The sequence below is a fragment of the Candidatus Merdisoma sp. JLR.KK006 genome (assembly GCF_036941035.1).
Lineage (GTDB): Bacteria > Bacillota > Clostridia > Lachnospirales > Lachnospiraceae > Laedolimicola.
On the sequence record NZ_JAYMNS010000016.1, the window covers coordinates 1 to 21,673 of the forward strand.

At 44.4% G+C, this 21,673-nt stretch carries 23 protein-coding genes and 2 tRNA genes; 24 read left to right on the forward strand and 1 reads right to left on the reverse strand.

Going from position 1 to position 21,673, the window contains the following annotated elements; genetic code table 11:
- The first annotated feature begins 59 nt into the window (after window positions 1–59).
- Window positions 60–131: transfer RNA gene (locus VSQ61_RS13010), tRNA-Glu, on the forward strand.
- A gap of 52 nt (window positions 132–183) precedes the next feature.
- Window positions 184–254: transfer RNA gene (locus VSQ61_RS13015), tRNA-Cys, on the forward strand.
- Between the two features lie 89 nt (window positions 255–343).
- On the opposite strand, the gene VSQ61_RS13020 is transcribed toward VSQ61_RS13015, so the two are convergent.
- Entirely contained in the window at window positions 344–1,168 is an 825-nt protein-coding gene (locus tag VSQ61_RS13020) for a DeoR/GlpR family DNA-binding transcription regulator (RefSeq protein WP_334344854.1), read from the reverse strand.
- Window positions 1,169–1,603: 435 nt separating this feature from the next.
- On the opposite strand from VSQ61_RS13020, the gene VSQ61_RS13025 reads away from it, so the two are divergent.
- The 22 genes from VSQ61_RS13025 (at window position 1,604) to VSQ61_RS13130 (ending at window position 21,630) form a co-directional block, all read left to right on the forward strand.
- Window positions 1,604–2,620, forward strand: coding sequence for a sugar ABC transporter substrate-binding protein (locus VSQ61_RS13025; RefSeq protein WP_334344855.1), 1,017 nt, complete (start codon window positions 1,604–1,606; stop codon window positions 2,618–2,620).
- An 80-nt stretch (window positions 2,621–2,700) separates the two neighbouring features.
- Entirely contained in the window at window positions 2,701–4,236 is a 1,536-nt protein-coding gene (locus VSQ61_RS13030; protein WP_334344856.1) for a sugar ABC transporter ATP-binding protein, read from the forward strand.
- A gap of 95 nt (window positions 4,237–4,331) precedes the next feature.
- Window positions 4,332–5,522 carry an NAD(P)-dependent oxidoreductase gene (locus tag VSQ61_RS13035; protein ID WP_334344938.1) on the forward strand — a complete coding sequence of 397 codons (1,191 nt, stop codon included), beginning with the start codon at window positions 4,332–4,334 and terminating at the stop codon, window positions 5,520–5,522.
- A 15-nt stretch (window positions 5,523–5,537) separates the two neighbouring features.
- Window positions 5,538–7,019: an FGGY-family carbohydrate kinase gene (locus VSQ61_RS13040; protein ID WP_334344857.1), complete on the forward strand. Its 1,482-nt coding sequence runs from the start codon at window positions 5,538–5,540 to the stop codon at window positions 7,017–7,019.
- A gap of 15 nt (window positions 7,020–7,034) precedes the next feature.
- The gene (locus VSQ61_RS13045) at window positions 7,035–8,042 is read left to right on the forward strand and encodes a class II fructose-bisphosphate aldolase (protein WP_334344858.1); all 1,008 of its coding nucleotides are present in this window, start codon (window positions 7,035–7,037) and stop codon (window positions 8,040–8,042) included.
- A 424-nt stretch (window positions 8,043–8,466) separates the two neighbouring features.
- Window positions 8,467–9,675, forward strand: coding sequence for a mannitol dehydrogenase family protein (locus VSQ61_RS13050; protein ID WP_334344859.1), 1,209 nt, complete (start codon window positions 8,467–8,469; stop codon window positions 9,673–9,675).
- A 158-nt stretch (window positions 9,676–9,833) separates the two neighbouring features.
- The gene (locus tag VSQ61_RS13055) at window positions 9,834–11,345 is read left to right on the forward strand and encodes a Na+/H+ antiporter NhaC family protein (protein WP_334344860.1); all 1,512 of its coding nucleotides are present in this window, start codon (window positions 9,834–9,836) and stop codon (window positions 11,343–11,345) included.
- A gap of 112 nt (window positions 11,346–11,457) precedes the next feature.
- A complete protein-coding gene (locus VSQ61_RS13060; RefSeq protein ID WP_334344861.1) occupies window positions 11,458–12,489 on the forward strand; it encodes an SPFH domain-containing protein in 1,032 nt (343 codons plus the stop codon).
- 1 nt (window position 12,490) lies between these two features.
- Window positions 12,491–12,694, forward strand: coding sequence for a type II toxin-antitoxin system antitoxin (locus VSQ61_RS13065; protein ID WP_334344862.1), 204 nt, complete (start codon window positions 12,491–12,493; stop codon window positions 12,692–12,694).
- 19 nt (window positions 12,695–12,713) lie between these two features.
- Window positions 12,714–12,857, forward strand: a complete 144-nt coding sequence (locus VSQ61_RS13070) for a hypothetical protein (RefSeq protein ID WP_334344863.1) — start codon at window positions 12,714–12,716, stop codon at window positions 12,855–12,857.
- Window positions 12,858–12,874: 17 nt separating this feature from the next.
- A complete protein-coding gene (locus tag VSQ61_RS13075; RefSeq protein ID WP_334344864.1) occupies window positions 12,875–13,072 on the forward strand; it encodes a hypothetical protein in 198 nt (65 codons plus the stop codon).
- Window positions 13,073–13,091: 19 nt separating this feature from the next.
- The gene (locus VSQ61_RS13080) at window positions 13,092–13,673 is read left to right on the forward strand and encodes a 4'-phosphopantetheinyl transferase family protein (protein ID WP_334344865.1); all 582 of its coding nucleotides are present in this window, start codon (window positions 13,092–13,094) and stop codon (window positions 13,671–13,673) included.
- Window positions 13,674–13,739: 66 nt separating this feature from the next.
- Complete coding sequence (gene srtB, locus VSQ61_RS13085) at window positions 13,740–14,522, forward strand: class B sortase (RefSeq protein ID WP_334344866.1); 783 nt, start codon at window positions 13,740–13,742, stop codon at window positions 14,520–14,522.
- 14 nt (window positions 14,523–14,536) lie between these two features.
- Complete coding sequence (locus VSQ61_RS13090) at window positions 14,537–15,259, forward strand: NAD-dependent protein deacylase (protein WP_334344867.1); 723 nt, start codon at window positions 14,537–14,539, stop codon at window positions 15,257–15,259.
- Complete coding sequence (locus VSQ61_RS13095) at window positions 15,249–15,431, forward strand: DUF951 domain-containing protein (protein WP_334344868.1); 183 nt, start codon at window positions 15,249–15,251, stop codon at window positions 15,429–15,431. The genes VSQ61_RS13090 and VSQ61_RS13095 overlap by 11 nt, the downstream gene beginning before the upstream one ends.
- A gap of 153 nt (window positions 15,432–15,584) precedes the next feature.
- Window positions 15,585–15,872, forward strand: a complete 288-nt coding sequence (rpsF, locus tag VSQ61_RS13100; RefSeq protein ID WP_172542823.1) for a 30S ribosomal protein S6 — start codon at window positions 15,585–15,587, stop codon at window positions 15,870–15,872.
- Between the two features lie 36 nt (window positions 15,873–15,908).
- Window positions 15,909–16,364 carry a single-stranded DNA-binding protein gene (locus VSQ61_RS13105; protein ID WP_334344869.1) on the forward strand — a complete coding sequence of 152 codons (456 nt, stop codon included), beginning with the start codon at window positions 15,909–15,911 and terminating at the stop codon, window positions 16,362–16,364.
- Between the two features lie 263 nt (window positions 16,365–16,627).
- Window positions 16,628–16,894: a 30S ribosomal protein S18 gene (gene rpsR / locus VSQ61_RS13110; RefSeq protein WP_334344870.1), complete on the forward strand. Its 267-nt coding sequence runs from the start codon at window positions 16,628–16,630 to the stop codon at window positions 16,892–16,894.
- A 192-nt stretch (window positions 16,895–17,086) separates the two neighbouring features.
- Window positions 17,087–19,138 carry a DHH family phosphoesterase gene (locus tag VSQ61_RS13115; protein WP_334344871.1) on the forward strand — a complete coding sequence of 684 codons (2,052 nt, stop codon included), beginning with the start codon at window positions 17,087–17,089 and terminating at the stop codon, window positions 19,136–19,138.
- A complete protein-coding gene (rplI, locus tag VSQ61_RS13120) occupies window positions 19,135–19,581 on the forward strand; it encodes a 50S ribosomal protein L9 (protein ID WP_334344872.1) in 447 nt (148 codons plus the stop codon). The genes VSQ61_RS13115 and rplI overlap by 4 nt, the downstream gene beginning before the upstream one ends.
- A gap of 1 nt (window position 19,582) precedes the next feature.
- Entirely contained in the window at window positions 19,583–20,926 is a 1,344-nt protein-coding gene (dnaB, locus tag VSQ61_RS13125; protein WP_334344873.1) for a replicative DNA helicase, read from the forward strand.
- Between the two features lie 107 nt (window positions 20,927–21,033).
- The gene (locus VSQ61_RS13130; RefSeq protein WP_334344874.1) at window positions 21,034–21,630 is read left to right on the forward strand and encodes a helix-turn-helix domain-containing protein; all 597 of its coding nucleotides are present in this window, start codon (window positions 21,034–21,036) and stop codon (window positions 21,628–21,630) included.
- Window positions 21,631–21,673 lie beyond the last annotated feature (43 nt).

Consider the following 21,673-nt stretch of genomic DNA (forward strand, 5'->3'; position numbering starts at 1 on the left):
CCATATTGAGTGGAGAAAAGTGCCATTTGGTATTAAGGCCCAAGGGCCAGAAGGAACAGGGCTCCTTGGTCAAGCGGTTAAGACATCGCCCTTTCACGGCGGTAACACGGGTTCGATTCCCGTAGGAGTCATTTTTTGATATTGACGTATCAAAAAGTTTTTGTTAGAATATAATAAGTATATGGCGACATAGCCAAGTGGTAAGGCGTGGGTCTGCAACACCCTGATCACCAGTTCAAATCTGGTTGTCGCCTCTAGAAAACCTCGAAAATCAAGTTTTGATTTTCGAGGTTTTTTGTGAATATATGAGAGATTTACAGTAATCTGCAAATTGCTTTTGTATTTATTGCTCCACTGTCAAATCCGGAGCGACAATACAATGAATCCCTTTTGCATTAAATCTTTTAATCTCTTCTTTGGTTATATGCCAGTCTGTAATCACCTGATAAAGCTTCTGAGGGACATTAACCTGGATCAGAGAATCATCCCAAAACTTAGAATAATCGGCCAGCACAAAACACTGTTTGGCAGAATTAAGAATTGTCTGCTTTAGATCGGCTTCCTGAATATTAGGCGTAGTAATTCCATGCTCATAAGAAATATGTTCAATTCCAATAAAAACTTTATCAAAAATCATTTTCCGGATAGTGTCGGTAGTTATGTATCCACTGGTAGCACGGGAATCATGGCGAATTTCCCCGCCGGCGAAGATAATCCGAAGTTCATCAATTCCAATCAATTCCGTAGCATGATCAAAAGCATTGGTTGCGATCAAAATGTTCTGCTTTGGTTTTTGCCGAAGCAGTTTAACCAACTCAAAAGTAGTAGTTCCGCTGTCAATATAGATGGTATTCCCCTCTTCTATATAGTCATATGCGGCCTGTGCAATCGCAGCTTTTTCTTTCAGATACTTGGTCTCACGAGTTTGATAAGACATCTCCTTTGCTGTACCGATGGGCTTGATGGCGCCGCCCCAGGTTCTTTGAAGAAGATATTCCTTTTCCAATGAAACCAACATGTTGCGGATGGAAACACTGGATAGGCCGAGCTGTTCACTCAGTTCAGATACACGAACGCTTCCTTTCTGGTTCAGCTCCGATAAAATAAAGGCTTTTTTTTCGTCATGCTTTAAGCGGTGTTGTTTTAGTGTGGTGTTATTATCATTCATAGTTGTCTGCTTTGCGGATGAATAAGAGAATGGAGATACCATATTTTATATAGTGACAATGATGTTGAATATGTTTTAAAATAGCTTCAACATCAAAAAAACGTAAAATAAAATGTAAATATATTATACCAAATTATAAATATAAATCAAGTGAAACATAAAAAACAGAAAAATGTAAAGATATATATCTTGAAATAAGTTTCGAAAAAGTGCTGATTTGGGAAAATGAAACAAAAAAACGGTTTAAACAGAAAGAAAAGTTCCGGAAAATTGTGAAAATGAAACAAAAATGAAAAATAATATTGACAAAATATAAGATAATTGCTAGAATAAACTTACGAATTCGAAAGAAAATAAATGATTATATTTCGAATTAGTTACGAATACTGTGCACAAGTATTGAAAACAAAATAATAATGTGTGGAGGTAAAAGAAATGAAAAAGAGTTTGGCGATTCTTTTAGCAATGGGGTTAATTTTGGGATTAGTCGGATGCGGATCTTCTGGAACTGCGAATGAAAGTCCGACAACAGAGAATAGCAATGAGGAAACTGCAGAGAATACAGAAAGCCCAGAGCCGGCAGCCGAAAATAATGATGAGTTTACGGTAGGTTTTTGCCCAATGGATTTGTCTAATAATTTCTGGGCTGCAATTGCTAATTCGTTTGAGGCTGCAGGAAAAGATGCAGGAATTAAGACGGTAATAGCAGACGGAAAATCTGATTCGGCTACACAGGTTTCCGCATTAGAAAATTTTATTTCTCAGGGCGTAGATGTGATTGTAGTAGGGCCTGTTGATTCTTCTTCTCTGTCAGGCGTAATTGCAGAAGCAAAAGAAGCTGGAATTCCGGTTATCACCCACACGACTGCATATAAGGATGCCACCTGTAATATGAATGTTGACGAGTTGGAAATGGGAACTGCCATTGGTCAGATTTGCGGAAAATGGATGGCGGAGACCTTTGGGGAGGATGCAGATTGCAAGTTTGCAATTCTGACTCAGAGTGCTTTGGAGCAGACGATTGGACGTGAAAACGGCATCAAGGCCGGTATTGCTGAATTTTGTCCCAACGCTGTTTGCGCAACGACTGTAGACGCTCATACAACAGATCTCGGCATCGCAGCAGGAGAAAACATTCTTGCGGCTAATCCGGATATTGTAGCGATTATAGGAATTAATGATTCCGGAGCACTTGGAGCATATGAGACATGTGTTGCCCAGGAAGTTGGGGATGACTTTTTCCTTGGAGGTGTTGACGGAACGGAGCAGGCATTAGAACTGATTTCTCAGGGAACCATTTATAGAGGAACTGTGTATCTGAATCCGGTGGGAACAGGACAGCAGTTTATAGAGTATGCGCAGACGTTGAGAGATGGCGGTGAGATTCCTGAGTCTTTCATGGTTCCGGTAAATGCTATCAGTGCAGATAATATTAACGAGTATAAAAATTAATTCAGAAAACGAGTAAAAGTTGCTTGAAGAAATGGCGGTTGTTAGACCATAAAATTGTGCTCTGGCAGCCGTCATATTTTATGGGATTGAGGTGTGAGAAAGCTTTGGAAAAAATGACCGGGGACATTAGCCTGAGAATGAACCATATATGCAAGTCGTATCCGGGAGTTATGGCGTTGGATCATGTAGATTTTGAACTTCGCAAGGGAGAAGTGCATGCGCTGTTAGGAGAAAATGGCGCCGGAAAATCAACCTTATGCAAAATTATTGCCGGTGCGCAGCCGATGGATTCCGGTGAGTATTATCTTTTTGGTGAAAAAATAGAGCATTTATCACCTGTGGAAGCAAAAGATAAAGGAATTGCAATGGTTTATCAGGAATTTAATCTTGTTCCTTATTTGAAGATTTATGAAAATCTTTTTTTAGGTAAGGAAATGATGCATGGTCTAAATACAGATAAAAGGGCCATGATAAGTAAGACAAAAGAAGTCTTTCAAAGGTTCGGAATAGATATTGACCCGGAAATACGGGTTTGCGATTTGTCCAACGCATATAAGCAGTTGGTTGAGATTGTCAAGGCGATTTTGGAAAATGCAAAAATTCTCTGCATGGATGAGCCTACGGCGCCGCTTACCACACGGGAAGTGACAATTCTGTTTGAACTGATTGAATCTTTGAAAAAAGACGGAGTATCCATTATTTATATTTCCCATAGATTGGAAGAATTGTTTGAGGTTTCAGATCGCATTACGGTTATGCGTGACGGACAGTATATTAAAACAATCAATACTAAGGAAACAAATAAAGATGAACTTGTAAAATTAATGGTTGGCCGTGAATTGAATGATGAATATCCAAAACGAAATATTGAAATTGGAGAAGAGGTTTTAAGAGTTGAACATCTCTCAACAGAAACAACGGGTATTTCAGATATTTCATTTTCTTTGAAAAGGGGAGAAGTTTTGGGGTTTGCCGGACTGGTCGGCGCCGGAAGGACTGAAGTGATGAGAGCGCTTTTCGGCATTGATAAGAAAAGCTCTGGAGACATCTATGTAAAGGGTAAGAAGATTGAGATCAAAGAACCGATAGACGCAATATGCAATGGAATCAGCCTGGTTCCTGAAGACAGGAAAGGGCAAGGGGTATCTCTTACTTTGCCGATACGTGAAAATATTTCTTTGGTAAGGCTGAAGGTACTGCAAAGATTTTTGTCTATAGATAGGAAAAGAGAGAAAAAGCTTGCGGCAGAATACATTGATGCATTATCAATTAAGACACCGGGGATGGAACAGCTTGTAAAAAATTTAAGCGGCGGAAATCAGCAGAAAGTTGCAATTGCAAAATGGCTGGCTATGGATTCGGATATTATTATTCTGGATGAACCAACACGAGGCATTGATGTAGGAGCCAAATATGAGATTTATTTATTGATGAATGAGCTTGTAGAAAAAGGAAAGTCCCTGATTATGATTTCTTCTGAAATGCCTGAACTGATTGGAATGTCCGATCGGATTATGGTAATGCACCAGGGCAGGTTGACGGGAAAATTGGAAGCGGAAGAGATTGCGGGTAACAAAGAGATTCAACAGACTGTCTTGGAGATGGCTTCTAATTAAAGGATAAAAGAGGTGCAGAAAAAATGAAAAAAAGATTTTCTTTAAGTAAAATTTTTGTGTATTTAGTATTAGCGGTTATCATACTCTTTTTCACAATGACCACAGATACCTTTTTGACTTCCAAAAATATTTTAAATATTTGCAGACAAATCTCTATGATTGGAATTTGTTCTGTGGGTATGACAATGGTTTTGCTCACTGGTGGAATTGATATTTCAGTTGGTTCCATCATAGCCCTGGTGGGAGTTGTATCTGCAAAATTAATTGGAGAATCTGGAATGCCGATTTTTCCGGCAATGGTAATTGGTATAGCTGTAGGAGCATTTTGCGGATTGATTGATGGAATTATGGTTGCGAAATTTGATGTTCCTGCTTTGATTAAGGCATCCATGCTTTCCGTAGAAGTAAACGGTCCGGAGAAAACACAAATCAATCCAGCAGTATTCGAAGCGGTTAAGGAGGCGGAGATTGTAGTAACGCATTTTGCTCCTGTCGGCAAAAAACTGATGGAAGCGGCTCCAAACCTGAAAGTGATTGCCACCTGCAGAACCGGAATGGAAAACATTAACATGGAAGAGGCCGAAAAGAGAGGAATTCAGGTAATCAATGCTCCGGGAAGGGCAGCAACAGCAGTTGCGGACTTTACGGTGGGGGCTATGATCTGCCAGATTCGAAATATTGCAAGAACAGACGAGGATATTAAACATGGAGGCTGGGCGAAGAAATTTCCAAATTCCAAAGACTCCTATAACATGTGTGACTATCAGGTGGGCTTAATTGGATTCGGAGATATTGGGAAAAAGATAGCAGCCAGATTGAGAAGCTTTGGCACGAAGGTGCTGGCGTACGATCCGTACTGTCCGGCGGAAAAGATTACGGAGTGCGGCTGTATCCCGGTAGAGCTGGACGAACTGCTGAAGACTTCGGACATAGTATCCATTCATGCCAGACTGACCGAGCAGACAAAAGACATGTTTAATGGGGAAATGTTTTCTAAAATGAAGCCTACCGCAATCTTTGTCAACACGGCAAGAGCAGGACTGGTGGATGAGAATGCGCTGATTCAGGCTCTTCAGGAGAAAAAGATTGGGGGAGCCGTACTGGATGTGTTTAAGGAAGAACCCTTATCGGAAGATCATCCCCTGCGCAAATTGGATAATGTAACCCTTGCGGCGCATCTTGCGGGAACAAGCCAGGGAACATTTAGCGCTTCCATCGGGATTGTTCTGGAAGACTTGAAAAACCATGCGAAAGGACTTCCGCTGGCACATGTGATGCATGCATGACAGGAGGTTGGGAGATTGAATCAGAAAGAAGCTTTTTTGGCTCTGGACTTTGGCACATCCAATGTTCATGTGACGTTGATAGACTCCGCAACAGCAGAAGCAATCGTGGGAACCAATAAGAAATACAGGTGGTATACGCCCAAATCCAATGAGATAGAATTGGATGCTGAGGAAGTATGGGGGGCATCGGAACAAGCAGTGTCAGAGCTGCTTAAGCGGCGGCCGGATGGAATACATATTTTGGCAATGACCTTTTCCTTTTTCGGCGACAGCATTACCGCTGTAGATAAGAATGGAAATGCGCTGTATCCCATGCTGCCGGGTTTCTGCGGCCGTTCGGGAGAAGAGGTTGAGATGATGGCCCGGGAGGTTGGCGCCCAGGAATATGCGAAGATTACGGGCAACACCCTGTCCACGCTGAGCTCCGTGTCCAAGATTCTCTGGTTAAAAAGAAACAAGCCGGAGGTATTTCAAAGGGCAGCAGGTTTTTATTCCAATCAGCAGTATGTGATGCACAAGCTTGGATTTGGGAATGTGCAGGACACAACATTAGCTGCCAGAAAACTGGCGTTTGATGTAAAGGGCGGACATTGGTCAGAACCTCTATTGGAGATGATGGGAATTTCAAGGGAAAAGCTGGGAACTCATATAGTGGAATCAGCTGCAACAGTGGGGTATATTCACACCTACGGTAATGTGAAGCTTCCGTATGAAATCCCTGTTACGATTGGATGCCATGATGTATCGGCTTCTCTGCTTTCGGCGGGAGTACATCCGGAGCATTCGGATACAATGGGCGTTCTTATGGGAACCTATGAACAGATAGGTTACTTTTCAGATATATTTGTGGATGGTTGCAATGATTTTAAAGATTCCCTGATTTTCTCGTGCTGCTATAATTCGCCTTTTAAAGGGAAATACACGGTTATGGATGCCTTTCCCACGGCAGGAGCGCTGCTGGAATGGTACTGTAAAAATGTTTTGAAAGATAAAAAATCCGATATCGGCCAGTTGATTGCATCAGCAAAGCTTGACGGGAAAAATCCCCTGTTCTTTTTGCCTTATGCGGAAAATTTTCATGGAGCTGTTTTGGGAATGGGGTTAAGCACAACTCTGGAGGAGATATTTGAAAGTCTTCTGGAAAGCCTGGCCTTTCAGTTTGTGACCTGCATTGATTACATCAGGTCTACCAGAAAAGAGCCTTTTTCAAAGATCCATTTTGGAGGAGGGGGATCCCGCTCGGATAAGCTGCTTAAGCTTCGGGCGGATTTGATTCAGGCGCCGGTAGGCCGTATGGAGAATATTGAGCTGCCCTCTATAGGAGCGTGTATGCTGGCGGGTATTGGCAATGGCATTTATCGGGATGTGGATGATGCGGCGGCAAAAATGGTAAAAGGCGTGAAGTATTTTGAACCCCGGGAAAGTAACTTGAAAAATTATGAAAGTAAATATAAGACATACAAAAAGCTTTCATCTGCTTTTTTGGAAGTGTTTTAAGAGTAGGAGATTAAAATGCCAATTATAACAAAAAGACAAGAAGTTTTAAAAATATATGAAGATGCGGCTGAAAAAGGCTGGGTCATTCCCTGCCTTTGCACGGAAAATCTGACCACAACAGAGGCAATTATTGAAGCAGCCAGTGAATTTGCAAAGGACCATGGACTAAAAAGCGTTCCGGTAACGCTGGCGATTACCGTGCAGTACGATCACCGCTCCCAGTCCCGGAATTATACGCATAGCAGAAATTGGGAAACAGGGCTTAAGCTGTTCAAGGCTGATGCGGAGGTTTTGATGAGAAAGGGCGGGGATTATGACAACGTAGATTTGCTGCTCCATCTGGATCACGTACAGCATGACCTGGATGAAGAACTCTGTGAGAGCGATTTGAGTGAGTTTTCTACAATTATGTATGATGCGTCTAACCTCCCTTTGGAAGAAAACATTGCGAAAACAAGAAGGTTTGTAGAGAAAAAGGGACAGGAAATCATGATCGAGGGCGCCTGCGACGAGATTGTAGATGCCGGAGGGGAGGCCCATAATGATATTACAACTGCGGACAAGTGCGCAGATTATATGAAACGTACCGGGGTGGACATGGTAGTAGCGAACCTTGGCACAGAGCACCGGGCATCAGGAAAAGACCTGCAGTATCATGGAGAAGCGGCCAAAGCAATCCGGAAACTGATTGGCCCGAAGATTGTACTGCATGGAACTTCTTCGGTATCGAATGAACAGGTGAGAAAGCTTTTTGGGGACGGTGTCTGCAAGGTGAATATTTGGACTGCTTTGGAAAGGGACGCCTCTCCGGAACTGGTAGAATTCCTTGTTCATAATGCATCGAAGGCAGCAGGGCCGGATATGGCTGCAAAGCTTATACGGGAGGGATATCTGACAGAAAAATGTGCCACAGGTGAGAAAGAGTCCCTTACGGCCTTTACTACCGTTGCCCGGCAGGATGTGATCTTTCGGGTGATGAAACGGATGGTCAGGGAGTATCTGGATATGTGGTATGTTTTTTAACCACCCTTCAGCGCTATTGCGCAGCAATTTTTAATGGTAAAGTCGCAAAGACGCACGAGAGGAACTTTCATGAGAGTCCTTTCGAATGAAAGTTTCTCTCATTACAGGTGTGTTGAAGCGACTTTACCCTTCAGTGCTATTGCGCAGCAATTTTAAATGGTAAAGTCGCAAAGACGCACGAGAGGAACTTTCATGAGAGTCCTTTCGAATGAAAGTTTCTCTCATTACAGGTGTGTTGAAGCGACTTTACCCTTCAGTGCTATTGCGCAGCAATTTTAAATGGTAAAGTCGCAAAGACGCACGAGAGGAACTTTCATGAGAGTCCTTTCGAATGAAAGTTTCTCTCATTACAGGTGTGTTGAAGCGACTTTACCCTTTAGTGCTATTGCGCAGCAATTTTAATAAGAAAGGAAAGACAAAAGATATGAAAGCAGTCATGTACGGCGGAGGAAATATCGGGCGTGGTTTTATTGGTATGCTTTTTTCGGCATCCGGCTATGAAGTAACTTTTGTGGATGTGGCGGATATTGTGGTGGACACCTTGAATCAGGAGGGAAAGTATCCCCTTCGGATTGTTTCAAACAAAGGCCATGAGGATATAGAAGTGCTGCATGTGAATGCGGTAAATGGCAATGATCAGAATGCGGTGGCAGAAGCCATCGCAGACTGTGATATTATGGCTACGGCAGTAGGCGTCAATATATTGAAATGGATCGTCCCCAATCTGGCGGAGGGAATTCGCAGGCGAATGAGGACGGGAAGACCCTTAAATATCATTATTTGTGAAAACCTGATGGATGCAAACAAGGTGCTGGAAGGAATGCTGAAAGCGGAGCTTTCTTTTGAAGAAAGCAGATGGTTGGATGAAAATGTCGGTCTGGTAGAAGCATCCATAGGGAGGATGGTTCCGGTACAAACAGATGAGATGAAAGATGGAAATCCTTTAAGGGTCTGCACAGAAAGTTATGGCTATCTGCCGGTAGACAAAGCAGCTTTTAAAGGGGAGATACCGGCGATTAAGAATATGGTTCCCTATGAGCCATTTGATTTTTATATCAAACGAAAGCTCTATGTACATAATATGGGCCATGCTGTTTGTGCATATTTGGGCTTATACTCTCATCGGCAGTATATTTATGAAGCCATTGATGATGAACAGATTCGGAGTATGGTGCAGGATGCCATGCTGGAAAGTGCCCTGGCATTGTCCGGGGAATACAAGGTTCCCGTGGAACGTCTGGTATTTCATTATCAGGATTTGCTTAGCCGGTTTGCCAATCGGGCGCTGAAAGATACCTGCAAGCGGGTGGGGGCCGACCCAAGGCGCAAGCTTTCCCGGACAGACCGGCTGATCGGCGCTGCGTCCCTGTGTCTGGAAGCAGGAATATCGCCGATCTTTATCAGTGTGGGAGCTGCAGGCGCAGTCTATCAGTATATTCGGGAGCATGAAAAAGAACAGAGTCTTAAATGTGCAAGGGAAGTGCTCATAGAAATCTCAGGCTTAGGGGAGGCGGAGACGCTTATGGAGTATATTCTTCCGGTTTACCAATTGTATATGGAGGGAGTGAGCATCCGGGAAATCCGTCGATTTGCGGAGGAGATGCGAAAGAAAGAGCAAAGGGAGGTTATCTGAGGAAACCATAAGATAATAAAACATTTACAATTCCGTATGCATAAGTTAAAATAAAATTATGAATAATTATACCTTACAGGTACACCGTAATGCATACCCCTTTGGGGTGGGCGGTCTTCGTCCGGTAAGGTATGCATCTACGGAAGGAGAAATGTGTTATGAATTACGGCTGGTTAAGCCTTTTACCGCCCATTGTCGCAGTGGTAATGGCGATCAAAAGCAAAAATGTAATCCTGTCACTGTTTTGCGGAGGATTTGTGGGGACCATGATATTTTGCATGGGGAATCCCTTTTTGGCAGTGAAATCTATGATCGGAGATTACTTCTTTGTCCAGCTTACGGACTCTTATAATGCAGGAGTAATTGTATTGGTAATCTTCATCGGCGGTTTTATAAAGCTGATGGAAAAGTCAGGAGGTGCCCGGGCGTTCAGCAAGTTCGTTTACCGTTTTGTCAATACCGGACTGAAAGCCCAGATGTGTGCATGGGCAGGCGGAATCCTGATTTTCTTCTCGGATTTGGGCACCCCTCTTTTGGTAGGCCCCGTATTTCGCCCCTTGTTTGACAAGCTGAAGATTTCCAGAGAGAAGCTGGCTTGGATACTGGATTCCACTTCGTCTCCGGTAGCTATTTTGATCCCCTTTATCGGCTGGGGCGTGTACATCATGGGATTGATTCAGGCTGAATTTGAAAACCTGAATATAGCTCAGTCGGATTATACCACTTTTGTACAGGCCATTCCTTTTCAGATATATGCAATTTTAGCAATCCTTATGATTCCGCTGATTGCCTTTACAGGAAAGGATTTTTCTCAGATGCGTAAGGCGGAGAAGCGAACCGTAGGAAGCGATTTTACGGCAAAAGAGAAGCAGGAAAATAAGATAATGAGCGAGAACGGGGAGTACTCTATCGGGAATGCCCGTCCCTCTATGGTGATTCTTCCCATTGTGGTAGTATTCGTTACACTGTTTGTTACACTGGCTCCTTTGGGATTCCCCTTTCAAAAGGTAGATGGCAATGCCTTTCGCGTGGCACTGACCATGGGCTATTTTTTTGGCGCTTTGGTGCTGATGGCGCTGATTCGTGTTTATAAGGTAAAGACCTTTCAGGAGACCTTTAAGCTCTATGTGGATGGAATGAAGGGAATGACGGATGTAGCAGTTACCTTGGTTTTGGCCTGGTCCCTGGGCGGTATGATCAGCGGCCTTGGCACGGCGGATTTTATTGTAAACGGAATGAAAGCAGTTAACTTTTCGGCGGGCTTGATTCCGGCGGCTATTTTCCTTTTTGGAACCTTTGTGTCCTTTTCCACAGGCAGCTCCTGGGGAACCTTTGCGATTATGATGCCTCTCGCTATTCCGATGGCTCATGCTTTTTCCATTCCCTATGCCATTGCAGTAGGAGCGGTATTGTCCGGCGGATTGTTTGGGGATCATTGTTCTCCTATTTCCGATACAACCATTCTTTCGTCTACCGGGGCAGAGTGCGATCTGGTGGAGCATGTAAAGACGCAGCTTCCCTATGCGCTGGTAAATGGTGTTATCGCATTTGGGGCTTATCTGTTTGCAGGATTTACTGGAAGCAATCTGGCCGTAGTGCTGGCAGTGATAGCCTTGTTTGGCGTCATATTTGTATGGAATAAAAAAGAACATGCGGATAGTGCTGCATAGATATAGATATTTTCAGTGAACAAAGGGGCCTTGTGCCCCTTTTATTTTATTGTTGACAAATAAATATATATATGATATTATTTTGATATCAAAAAGAACGGAGGATATTGATATGAAAGAAAAGATTTTGAATCATAAAAAGAATGGCCTGGCCATGCTGTTCCTTATTATCCTGCTGTATGCAGCAGGAATTGGATGTGTGATACTGGGAGGGAATCTGTCAGGACGCAGCGGCTCTGGCCTGCTTGCGGTTTTCCTGATTGTTTTGGGTTTTATTTGGATTGCTGTAGGCTGGATTCCTCTTCTGGGATTGAAGATTTTGAAGCCTCAGGAGGCGCTGGTTCTTACCTTATTCGGGAACTATGCGGGAACCTTAAAGGAGGAGGGCTTCTACTATGTGAATCCATTTTGCAGCAGTGTGAATCCTGCAGCCAAGACCAGACTGAATCAGAGCGGAGACGTAGATGGAGGCTCCGGCAAACCGCTGATGATCTCATACGGAGGGGCGGCGCTCAGCAGTGATGGTTCTAATAGGAAGATTTCCCTGAAAGTTATGACCCTGAATAACAGCAGGCAGAAGATCAATGACTGCCTGGGCAATCCGGTGGAGATTGGAATTGCCGTTATGTGGCGTGTGGTGGATACGGCAAAGGCTGTATTCAATGTAGACAATTATAAAGAATACCTGTCTCTCCAGTGTGACAGCGCTCTTCGGGATATTGTAAGAGTGTATCCCTATGATGTGGCTCCTAATGTGGATACTACCGGAGACGGTATTGCGGATGAGGGAAGCCTGAGAGGATCCAGCGAGATCGTTGCTTCCCGTATCCGCAACGAGATTCAGCAGAAAGTGGCGGATGCAGGGCTGGAGATTCTGGAAGCGCGGATCACTTACCTGGCCTATGCGCCTGAGATTGCAGCCGTTATGCTGCAGAGACAGCAGGCTTCTGCTGTCATCGATGCAAGAAAGATGATTGTAGACGGAGCAGTTGGAATGGTTGAGATGGCGCTGGAACGTCTGAATGAGAAGCAGTTGGTAGAATTGGATGAAGAGCGCAAGGCGGCGATGGTATCCAATCTTCTGGTAGTCCTGTGCGGAAATCATGACGCACAGCCGGTAGTAAACTCCGGAAGCTTGTATTGATATGGCAGATACACAGAAAAAACAGGTCCCTCTTCGCCTTTCTGCAAAGCTGTACAATGAAATTGCCGCCTGGGCAGAGGACGATTTCAGATCAGTCAATGGGCAGATTGAATATCTTCTCTCCGAATGCGTACGCCAGAGGAAGAAGAACGGGAAATATGTCTCAGAGGAACTGGATAAGCCTTTGGACATTCATATAGAATAAGCAGGTAAAGTATATTGTTATGATAATGGCAGTTTTGACGATTACAAGTCAGAGCTGCTATTGTTTTGGGGAACTATTTACTTATAAGAAGACAGACAAGATGAAAATTGAGGGCTATAGCTTGCGAAAGCCTTATAAATGGGCTATAGTAGAGAAGAAATAAAAGCCAGGGAGGAGCTTATGAAGTTTAAAGAAAAGTATTTGGCAGGAGAGATTCCTTTTGAGGAGATTGACAGTTATATAGAAGCCTGGGGGAACAGTGATGAGCCATGTACTCTGCGTGAGTATCTGGGCTTGAACGAGGAGGAAGAGGATGTCTGGATTTCGGACAGTGACGAGGCATTGATGGAACTGCTGGACAGGCAGAAAAAACGGTGAGTCTATGGTGCGTGTGTATATGGCAGATTTCCCGTGCACAAAGGGGAAACCTAAGGAACAGTCCCAATGGGCATACAGACTGCTGGACAGGGTGATGGAAAGAGAATATCCCAAGCTTCCCAGACGGCTCTTTGTGGACAGGGACGAAAACGGCAAGCCCTATTTTCCGGAACATCCTGAAATTCACTTTAATCTTTCTCACAGCGGGTGCTATGCAGCTTGTGCTGTAGGAGAAAAGCCGGTGGGAATTGATGTGGAATGCTGGAAGAGGCGGAAAGGGCAGGAACAAGTGGTGGGGAAATTTCATTCCCTGGAACGTGAAGTATATCAGAAAGCGAAAGAGAAGGAACGTGAGCGTTTGTTTCATGAGTTGTGGGTGCTGAAAGAAAGCTTTATGAAAGCAGACGGCAGGGGGCTTAGAATTCCCCTGAATTCCTTTTACATGGAGGGAATCTGTAAAGAGACAGGCAGGGTTGAGCAAAACCAAAACGCAAGAATATACTACTATAAACTGTACCGGACAGCGGGAAAGACATTCAGCCTTGCGGTATGCTCAGAAGAAGAGGATTTCACAGAGTGCCCCATATGGCTGAATCCATAGAATCCCAGTAATTAAGTCTGGCTTTTTTGCAGGCAGTTTGATAGAATAAACAAGAGGTGATAGAAGATGAGACGAAAGAAAAGAAGACGTGTCCCAATTGTATTGATTGTGGCGCTTGTTTTGTGCTTAGGCATGGTGATTTTCTGTGGGAGCCAGCTTGCCGGTATTTTCCTGGAATATAAGGAAGGAACGGACGAGTATGATGAGCTTAAGAAATATGTGGAGAAGGAGCTTCCTGATGTACCATACAATGAAGACACTTCTGCGGAGGAAGGAGAAGAGGTACGCGAACAGCGGATTGCTTTTGAAGAATTAAAGGCTCAGAATGAGGACGTTATCGGCTGGATAGAGATTCCGGATACAGAGATCAGCTACCCTTTGATGCAGGGAGATGACGATCAATATTATCTGAAGCACACCTTCAGCGGGAATAAGAACAGTGCAGGAAGTATTTTTGTGGAGTATCAGAATAAGCCTGACCTTACTGACCGGCATACAATTATTTATGGGCATAACATGAAAAATGGTTCTATGTTCGGAGGGCTTAAGGAATATCGCAATGCATCCTACCTGGTGGATCATCCGATGGTTTACATAGATTTGGAAGACGGAACTCATGCTTATCAGATTTTTTCCTGCTATGAGACCCCGGCAAACAGCAATACCTATACCATAGGCTTTGCGTCGCAGCCGGATGGGCGGTATGAGCAGTTTGTTCAGACACTTAAGAACAGTTCTGCCTATGATACAGGAATTGACGTATCCAAAAACGACAGAGTGATTACCCTTTCAACCTGTACAAAGAGAAGTGAAAATCGTTTTGTAGTACATGCAAAGAGAATTTATTAGAAAGAAGGGACAGCATGACAACGGAGGAGCGAATCGGACGTTTGAAGGATTATGTGGAGGAAAGCAGCCGGATTGTATTTTTCGGAGGAGCCGGAGTTTCTACTGAGAGCGGAATTCCGGATTTTCGCAGTACGGACGGGTTGTATCATCAAGAATGGAAATATCCGCCGGAGACCATATTAAGCCACAGCTTTTTCGTAAGCAATACAGAAGAATTTTATCGATTTTATAAGAAGAAAATGCTGTGCCTGGATGCGAAACCCAATGCGGCTCATAAAAAGCTGGCTCAGCTTGAGGAAATGGGGAAGCTGGCAGCCGTTGTAACCCAGAATATTGATGGTCTGCATCAATTTGCCGGAAGCAAGAAGGTGTATGAGCTCCATGGGTCCGTACATCGGAATTACTGCCAGAATTGCGGTAAATTTTATGATGCCGGTTATATGCTGAAATCAGAGGGAGTGCCGCACTGCGAATGCGGCGGTCTGATTAAGCCGGATGTGGTTCTCTATGAGGAAGGGCTTGATAACCGGACCATCCAGGGAGCGGTGGAAGCCATTGCCCAGGCGGATCTTCTGATTATTGGGGGAACATCTTTGGCAGTGTATCCGGCGGCCGGACTGATTGACTATTTTACAGGAAAGCATCTGGTTGTCATCAACCGGGCGGATACGCCCAGAGATGGGAAGGCGGATTTGCTTATACAGGCGAATATAGGAGAGGTGCTAAGTGGAATATAAGGTAGGGGATATCGTAAAGCTAAAAAAGCAGCATCCCTGTGGAAGTTCTGAATGGGAGATACTCCGGGTAGGAGCAGACTTCCGTTTGAAATGTCTGGGCTGCGGCCGCCAGATTATGATTGCCAGAAAGCTAGTGGAGAAGAACACCAGAGGACTTCGAACGCCCAAATAGCGGCGTTCGAGGTTTGTCTTTTTTGTATGTGTATTTTGGGGAAAAGCACTTGAATTTCCGGAAAAAATATGTTATAGTTTGGTTTCGTGATAGATTATTAATTTCCTTGTTTCCTTCACAGAGAGGAAGCCAGAGACCAAAAGGAGGTAAAGCATGAACAAGTATGAATTAGCATTGGTTGTGAATGCAAAGGTAGAAGATGACGTAAGAACAGCCACTGTAGAGAAGGCAAAAGAGTACATTGCCCGTTACGGCGGAACTGTTACTGAGGTTGAGGATTGGGGCAAGAAGAGACTTGCTTACGAGATTCAGCACATGAGAGAAGCATACTACTACTTTATTCAGTTTGAAGCAGATACAACCTGCCCGGCTGAAGTGGAGAGACATGTTCGCATCATGGAAAATGTTGTCCGCTATCTGTGTGTTCGCAAAGACGCATAGACTAAAGGTTTAACCGGAAAGTAGAGGATTGTTAGTATGAATAAAGTGATTTTAATGGGACGTTTGACACGTGATCCGGATGTGCGCTACTCACAGGGTGAGAACGCCACAGCGGTAGCAAGATATACATTGGCCGTAGATCGGAGATTCCGCAGAGACGGAGATCAGACTGCAGATTTTATCGGCTGCGTATCCTTTGGAAGGCAGGCAGAGTTTGCGGAGAAGTATCTGCGCCAGGGCACCAAGATTGCAATTACCGGCCGGATACAGACGGGAAGCTATACCAACCGTGACGGACAGAAGGTCTACACAACGGACGTGGTGGTGGAAGAGCAGGAATTTGCGGAGAGCAAAGCGGCAGCAGGTGAACATACCGGCGGCTACCAGCAGCAGAGCCCATTCCAGCAGAGTATGCCGGAGCCGGCAGCAGCGGCAGGCGACGGTTTTATGAACATCCCAGACGGCATTGATGAAGAGCTGCCCTTCAACTAAATCTGCATGCGCCTCATTGGCGCACCAGCGTTAATAGAAGTCGGGAGTGGTACATGAGGCATCCCTGAACATAGCTTTTCGCTGTGCGGAAAAGGGAACTTTCATAGTAAACCCACATGCACCCCATTGGCGCACCACCATAAATGAAAGTTGGCAGTGGCGCATGGGGAATCCCTGAACTCAGTTTTCCGCTATGCGGAAAAGAAACTTTCATAGTAACAATCGTGGAATGAAAAGAGAGATCATATAAGGAGGTAAAAGCCATGGCTTACACAAAATCCGATAAAGGCGATGCTCCCATGAGAAGAAGAGGCATGGGACGCAGAAGAAAGAAAGTCTGCGTATTCTGCGGAAAAGAAAATAATGATATCAACTACAAAGATGTGAATAAATTAAAGAGATATGTATCTGAGAGAGGAAAGATCCTTCCCAGAAGAATCACAGGAAACTGTGCAAAGCATCAGAGAGCCCTTACAGTTGCTATTAAGAGAGCTCGCCACATCAGCTTGATGCCCTATGTAATGGATTAATAAGAAGAAATAAAATATATTGAGGGTGTACCAAAAGCCGTAAGCCGGTCTGGGACACCCTCTTTTTACATGTATAACCGGAAATTATATGGCAAATATGAAAAATATGTGGTACAATACGGTAATGAGCAGGGGATTTTAAATCCCTGTCTGCAATTTGCGGACACAAGCATTTGACTATGGAGATAAATAATGAAAAAGAAGGTTCATTTAAAGGGCCAATTGAAAAGCTATACCCGGTGGCTCTTATTATTGAGTATTCTGTTGCTTGCTATGAATGCATGTATGTACTCGGTATCCATAAAGGCAGGAATTATGGTATCAGCTTTTCTGGTGATTTATTTGCTGATTGTTATTTTTCTGTATCTGCGCAGCAGAACACAGATTTACAATGAGCTGATTTCCTTTGCAACTCAATATGGCCAGATTCAGAGGAAGCTTCTTAAGGAGCTGGCTCTTCCCTATGCTCTCCTGGATGAGGAAGGGAAGGTCTTATGGGGAAATACGGCTTTTTTTGAAGTCAGCGGGAAGAACCAAAAGAGCCTCCGCAAGTCGATTTCTTGGTTCTTTCCGGAGTTTTCCAAAGAAGAATTTCTTAGTGAGGATGGAGAAGACAGTAAAACCATCCGGTTTTCTACAGAAGAGAGAGACCTCCGGGTAGATATCCGAAGAGTGTATTTGGAGCACATTATGGAAGATAATGCTCTTGTGGAGATGGAAGAAGACGGAAGAACACTGATTGCTATTTATATGTTTGATGAGACAGAGATTAATACGTATATCCGAATGAATAAAGAAGAACGGCTGGTAGCCGGACTGATTTATCTGGATAATTACGAGGAAGCTCTGGAAACAGTGGAGGAAGTGCGCCGCTCTCTTCTGGTTGCCTTGGTGGATCGGAAGATTAACAAGTATATTGGAGCCTTTGGGGGCATTGTGAAAAAGATGGAGAAGGATAAATACTTCATTGCCATCCAGGAAAAGCATGTGCCCATTATGAGAGAGAATAAGTTTGAACTTTTGCAGGATGTGAAGACAGTTAACATTGGAAATGAAATGGCTGTAACCTTAAGTATGGGCCTTGGATTAAGCGGTTCAAGCTTCGCAGAAAACTATGATTATGCCCGTATTGCCATTGATTTGGCTTTGGCGAGAGGCGGTGATCAGGTAGTTACTAAGGAAGGAGAAAGCATTACCTACTTTGGCGGCAAAACTCAGCAGATGGAGAAGGCAACCCGAGTAAAGGCACGTGTAAAGGCCCATGCTCTTCGGGAATTTATTGAGAGCCGAGAGAAAGTGATGGTTATGGGGCACAAGATGGGGGATATGGATTCCTTTGGTGCATCCGTCGGCATTTATCGGGCAGCTAAGGTATTGGGGAAACGAGCCTATATAGTCATCAACGATATTACCAATTCAGTACGCCCCTTAAGAGAAAGCTTTAACGATAATCCGGTTTATGAGACAGATATGTTCCTTCGCAGTGATGAGGCTTTGGAACTGATTGACAGAAATACCGTTCTGGTTGTGGTGGACACTAACAGACCCAATTACACAGAATGCAGTGAACTCCTTGGCAGAACTCCCACGATTGTAGTGCTGGATCATCATCGTCAGACAAATGAACAGATAGAGAATGCTGTGCTGTCCTATATAGAGCCTTATGCATCCTCCGCTTGTGAGATGGTGGCGGAGATTCTTCAGTATTTTGATGAGGGTCTGAAGATTAAGACAACAGAAGCAGACTGCCTCTATGCGGGAATTGTTCTGGATACGGATAACTTTATGAGGAGAACGGGGGTTCGTACTTTTGAGGCGGCGGCATTTTTGAGACGCTGCGGTGCAGATGTAACTCGTGTACGTAAGATGTTCCGCAATGAAATGGTAGAATACAAGGCAAGGGCGGAGGCAGTCCGCCATGCAGAGGTATACCATGGATTTGCTATTTCCGTATGCCCAAATGAGAACCTTGAGAGTCCTACCATTGTGGGAGCTCAGGTAGCAGATGAGCTGCTGGATATTAGAGGGGTTCGAGCGTCTATTGTGCTGACTTATTATCAACATCGTACCTTTGTAAGCGCTCGTTCCATTGATGAGGTGAATGTGCAGATTCTTACAGAGCGTTTGGGGGGCGGAGGCCATATGAATATGGCAGGGGCCCAATTGGACTGCGGCGTGGAAGAAGCTATGGAGATTGTAAAGCATACCATTGAAAAAATGCAGGAGGAAGGAGAATTCGAATGAAAGTAATTTTGATAGAGGATGTAAAGTCCTTAGGGAAGAAAGGGCAGCTGGTGGATGTGAATGACGGTTATGCCCGAAATTTTATTTTGGCAAAAAAGCTGGGCGTAGAGGCAACACCAAAAAATCTGAACGATTTGAAGCTGAAGAAGGCCAATGAGGAAAAGGTTGCCAAGGAGGTCTATGAGGAGGCTGTTGCATTTGCCGAGCGAATCTCTAAGATGGAGGTCAATGTAAGCATCAAAGCAGGAGAGGGAGGAAAGATATTCGGTTCTGTTTCCTCAAAAGAGATAGCACAGGCAGCCCAAGACCAGCTGGGAGTCGAGCTTGATAAGAAAAAGATGCAGCTTCCCAGTCCCATTAAGACAGTTGGGACACAGATGGTACCTATTAAGCTGCATCCTAAAGTGACAGCACAGCTCAAGGTGAATGTAAGAGAAGCATAAGATGGAAGAAGCAATTATCAAACGGACGATGCCTCACAGTCAGGAGGCAGAGCAGTCAGTGATAGGTTCTATGATTATGGACAGGGAGGCGATACTTGTTGCCTCTGAGATTATTACAGGAGAGGATTTTTATCAGAGACAGTATGGCGTTGTCTTTGAAGCCATGGTGGAGCTGTTTAATCAAAATGAGCCGGTAGATTTGGTCACGCTGCAGAATCGGCTTCGGGCCAAAGAGGTTCCGGAAGAGATTAGCAGCATGGAATTTGTACGAGATATTTTAGGCTCCGTGCCTACTTCCACCAATATCAAATATTATGCCAACATTGTGGCAGAGAAGTCTACTTTACGAAAGCTAATTCGGGTAAATGATGAGATCAACAATCTTTGCTATGGTGGAGTGGAGTCCCTGGAAGAAGTCTTGGAGCAGACAGAGAAAAAGGTATTTGATCTGGTGCAGCGGCGGAACAGTGGTGAATTTGTACCTATCAAGCAGGTGGTGCTGAATGCGATTCAGAAGATTGAGGCAGCTTCTAGAACCAAGGGGAACGTTACAGGAGTTGCTACCGGCTTTAAGGATCTGGATTATCAGACATCAGGCTTTCAGCCGTCGGATTTGATTCTGGTTGCGGCTCGCCCTTCCATGGGAAAGACTGCTTTTGTATTAAATATTGCGGGGTATATGGCCTTCCGCAATAATGTGACAGTTGCTATTTTTAGCTTGGAGATGTCTAAGGAGCAATTGGTTAATCGTCTGCTCTCCATGGAATCTGGCGTGGATGCTCAGAAGCTCCGAAATGGAAATCTCACGGACAATGACTGGGAGCGCCTGGTAGAGGGTGCAGAAGGAGTGGCTCGCTCCAATCTTATAATTGATGACACACCAGGTATTACGCTGGCGGATCTGCGGAGCAAATGCCGGAAGTACAAGCTGGAACACAGGCTGGGAATTGTTATGATCGACTATTTGCAGTTGATGACAGGAGGAGGCCGTTCCACTGATTCACGGCAGCAGGAGATTTCTGATATTTCCAGAGGCTTAAAGAGCTTGGCAAGAGAGCTGAACGTGCCGGTGGTGGCCCTGTCTCAGCTTAGCCGTGCGGTAGAGCAGCGGCCGGATCACAGGCCTGTTCTTTCGGATCTCCGTGATTCGGGAGCCATCGAGCAGGATGCGGATATGGTCATGTTTTTGTACCGGGATTCCTACTATAATAAGGATTCGGAAATGAAGAATCTGGCGGAAGTGATCGTGGCAAAACAGAGGAATGGTCCTATTGGCACAATCAATCTTCTGTGGATGCCGGAGTATACTGCATTTAAAAATTATAGTCCAAGGCCTGTTATGTAAAAAGGCCTTGGAATTTTCCATTATATGTAAATTTTTCTTGCAATTCTGTCTAAAACTGTTATAATGTAGAATATGGAAAAAATTTACATATAATCGGAGGGATAAGTATGAGCGAAGTGCGGTATATGATTTCGGATGCGGCTCGGTTAGTAGATGTAGAAGCACATGTACTCCGCTACTGGGAGGAAGAGCTGGAGCTTTCCATTGGCCGCAATGAAATGGGCCACCGCTATTATACAGAAGAAAATGTTCAGCTTTTTAGGCGAATCAGGGAATTGAAGGAACAGGGAGTACAGTTGAAAGCTATTAAGATGCTGATTCCGGACTTGGAGAAAGGTGAGACGGAGATTACCCATCTTCTGGCAAGGGTGGACAGGCTTCCGGTTCCGGCCGAGGGACAGGCAGCGGCCCGAGAGGAAAAGATGCAGCAATTCCAGTGCATTATGAGCCGGCTGATTTCCGAAGCTTTGGAGGATCATACAGAGAAGATGGGGAGAGAGATCAGCACACAAGTCAGCGGCCATGTGATTAAGGAGATGGATTATTTGCTGCGGATGAAGGAAGAACGAGAAGATGAGCGTTTCAAACGTCTGGATGAGGCAATCCGCAGCTCCCAGAAGACTCGAAAAGAACGTGCGCTGCTGAAAAAAGAAGAACGGAAAAAACGAAGCTTTTTTGGACAAAGAAAAGGGCAGACTGTGTAGGTCTGCTCTTAATCCGGTTTATGGAAAAGTATATTTTAAAAGG

What these genes read in the sequence shown, in the direction of transcription:
- VSQ61_RS13045 (WP_334344858.1), top strand. Translation starts at nt 7,035, where the DNA reads ATGCCAATTATAACAAAAAGACAAGAAGTTTTAAAAATATATGAAGAT.
- VSQ61_RS13025 (WP_334344855.1), top strand. Translation starts at nt 1,604, where the DNA reads ATGAAAAAGAGTTTGGCGATTCTTTTAGCAATGGGGTTAATTTTGGGA.
- VSQ61_RS13090 (WP_334344867.1), top strand. Translation starts at nt 14,537, where the DNA reads ATGACAACGGAGGAGCGAATCGGACGTTTGAAGGATTATGTGGAGGAA.
- VSQ61_RS13115 (WP_334344871.1), top strand. Translation starts at nt 17,087, where the DNA reads ATGAAAAAGAAGGTTCATTTAAAGGGCCAATTGAAAAGCTATACCCGG.
- VSQ61_RS13070 (WP_334344863.1), top strand. Translation starts at nt 12,714, where the DNA reads ATGATAATGGCAGTTTTGACGATTACAAGTCAGAGCTGCTATTGTTTT.
- rplI (WP_334344872.1), top strand. Translation starts at nt 19,135, where the DNA reads ATGAAAGTAATTTTGATAGAGGATGTAAAGTCCTTAGGGAAGAAAGGG.
- VSQ61_RS13080 (WP_334344865.1), top strand. Translation starts at nt 13,092, where the DNA reads ATGGCAGATTTCCCGTGCACAAAGGGGAAACCTAAGGAACAGTCCCAA.
- VSQ61_RS13035 (WP_334344938.1), top strand. Translation starts at nt 4,332, where the DNA reads ATGACCACAGATACCTTTTTGACTTCCAAAAATATTTTAAATATTTGC.
- VSQ61_RS13065 (WP_334344862.1), top strand. Translation starts at nt 12,491, where the DNA reads ATGGCAGATACACAGAAAAAACAGGTCCCTCTTCGCCTTTCTGCAAAG.
- VSQ61_RS13055 (WP_334344860.1), top strand. Translation starts at nt 9,834, where the DNA reads ATGAATTACGGCTGGTTAAGCCTTTTACCGCCCATTGTCGCAGTGGTA.
- VSQ61_RS13030 (WP_334344856.1), top strand. Translation starts at nt 2,701, where the DNA reads ATGGGATTGAGGTGTGAGAAAGCTTTGGAAAAAATGACCGGGGACATT.
- dnaB (WP_334344873.1), top strand. Translation starts at nt 19,583, where the DNA reads ATGGAAGAAGCAATTATCAAACGGACGATGCCTCACAGTCAGGAGGCA.
- VSQ61_RS13060 (WP_334344861.1), top strand. Translation starts at nt 11,458, where the DNA reads ATGAAAGAAAAGATTTTGAATCATAAAAAGAATGGCCTGGCCATGCTG.
- VSQ61_RS13105 (WP_334344869.1), top strand. Translation starts at nt 15,909, where the DNA reads ATGAATAAAGTGATTTTAATGGGACGTTTGACACGTGATCCGGATGTG.
- rpsF (WP_172542823.1), top strand. Translation starts at nt 15,585, where the DNA reads ATGAACAAGTATGAATTAGCATTGGTTGTGAATGCAAAGGTAGAAGAT.
- VSQ61_RS13020 (WP_334344854.1), bottom strand. Translation starts at nt 1,168, where the DNA reads ATGAATGATAATAACACCACACTAAAACAACACCGCTTAAAGCATGAC.
- VSQ61_RS13075 (WP_334344864.1), top strand. Translation starts at nt 12,875, where the DNA reads ATGAAGTTTAAAGAAAAGTATTTGGCAGGAGAGATTCCTTTTGAGGAG.
- VSQ61_RS13050 (WP_334344859.1), top strand. Translation starts at nt 8,467, where the DNA reads ATGAAAGCAGTCATGTACGGCGGAGGAAATATCGGGCGTGGTTTTATT.
- rpsR (WP_334344870.1), top strand. Translation starts at nt 16,628, where the DNA reads ATGGCTTACACAAAATCCGATAAAGGCGATGCTCCCATGAGAAGAAGA.
- srtB (WP_334344866.1), top strand. Translation starts at nt 13,740, where the DNA reads ATGAGACGAAAGAAAAGAAGACGTGTCCCAATTGTATTGATTGTGGCG.
- VSQ61_RS13130 (WP_334344874.1), top strand. Translation starts at nt 21,034, where the DNA reads ATGAGCGAAGTGCGGTATATGATTTCGGATGCGGCTCGGTTAGTAGAT.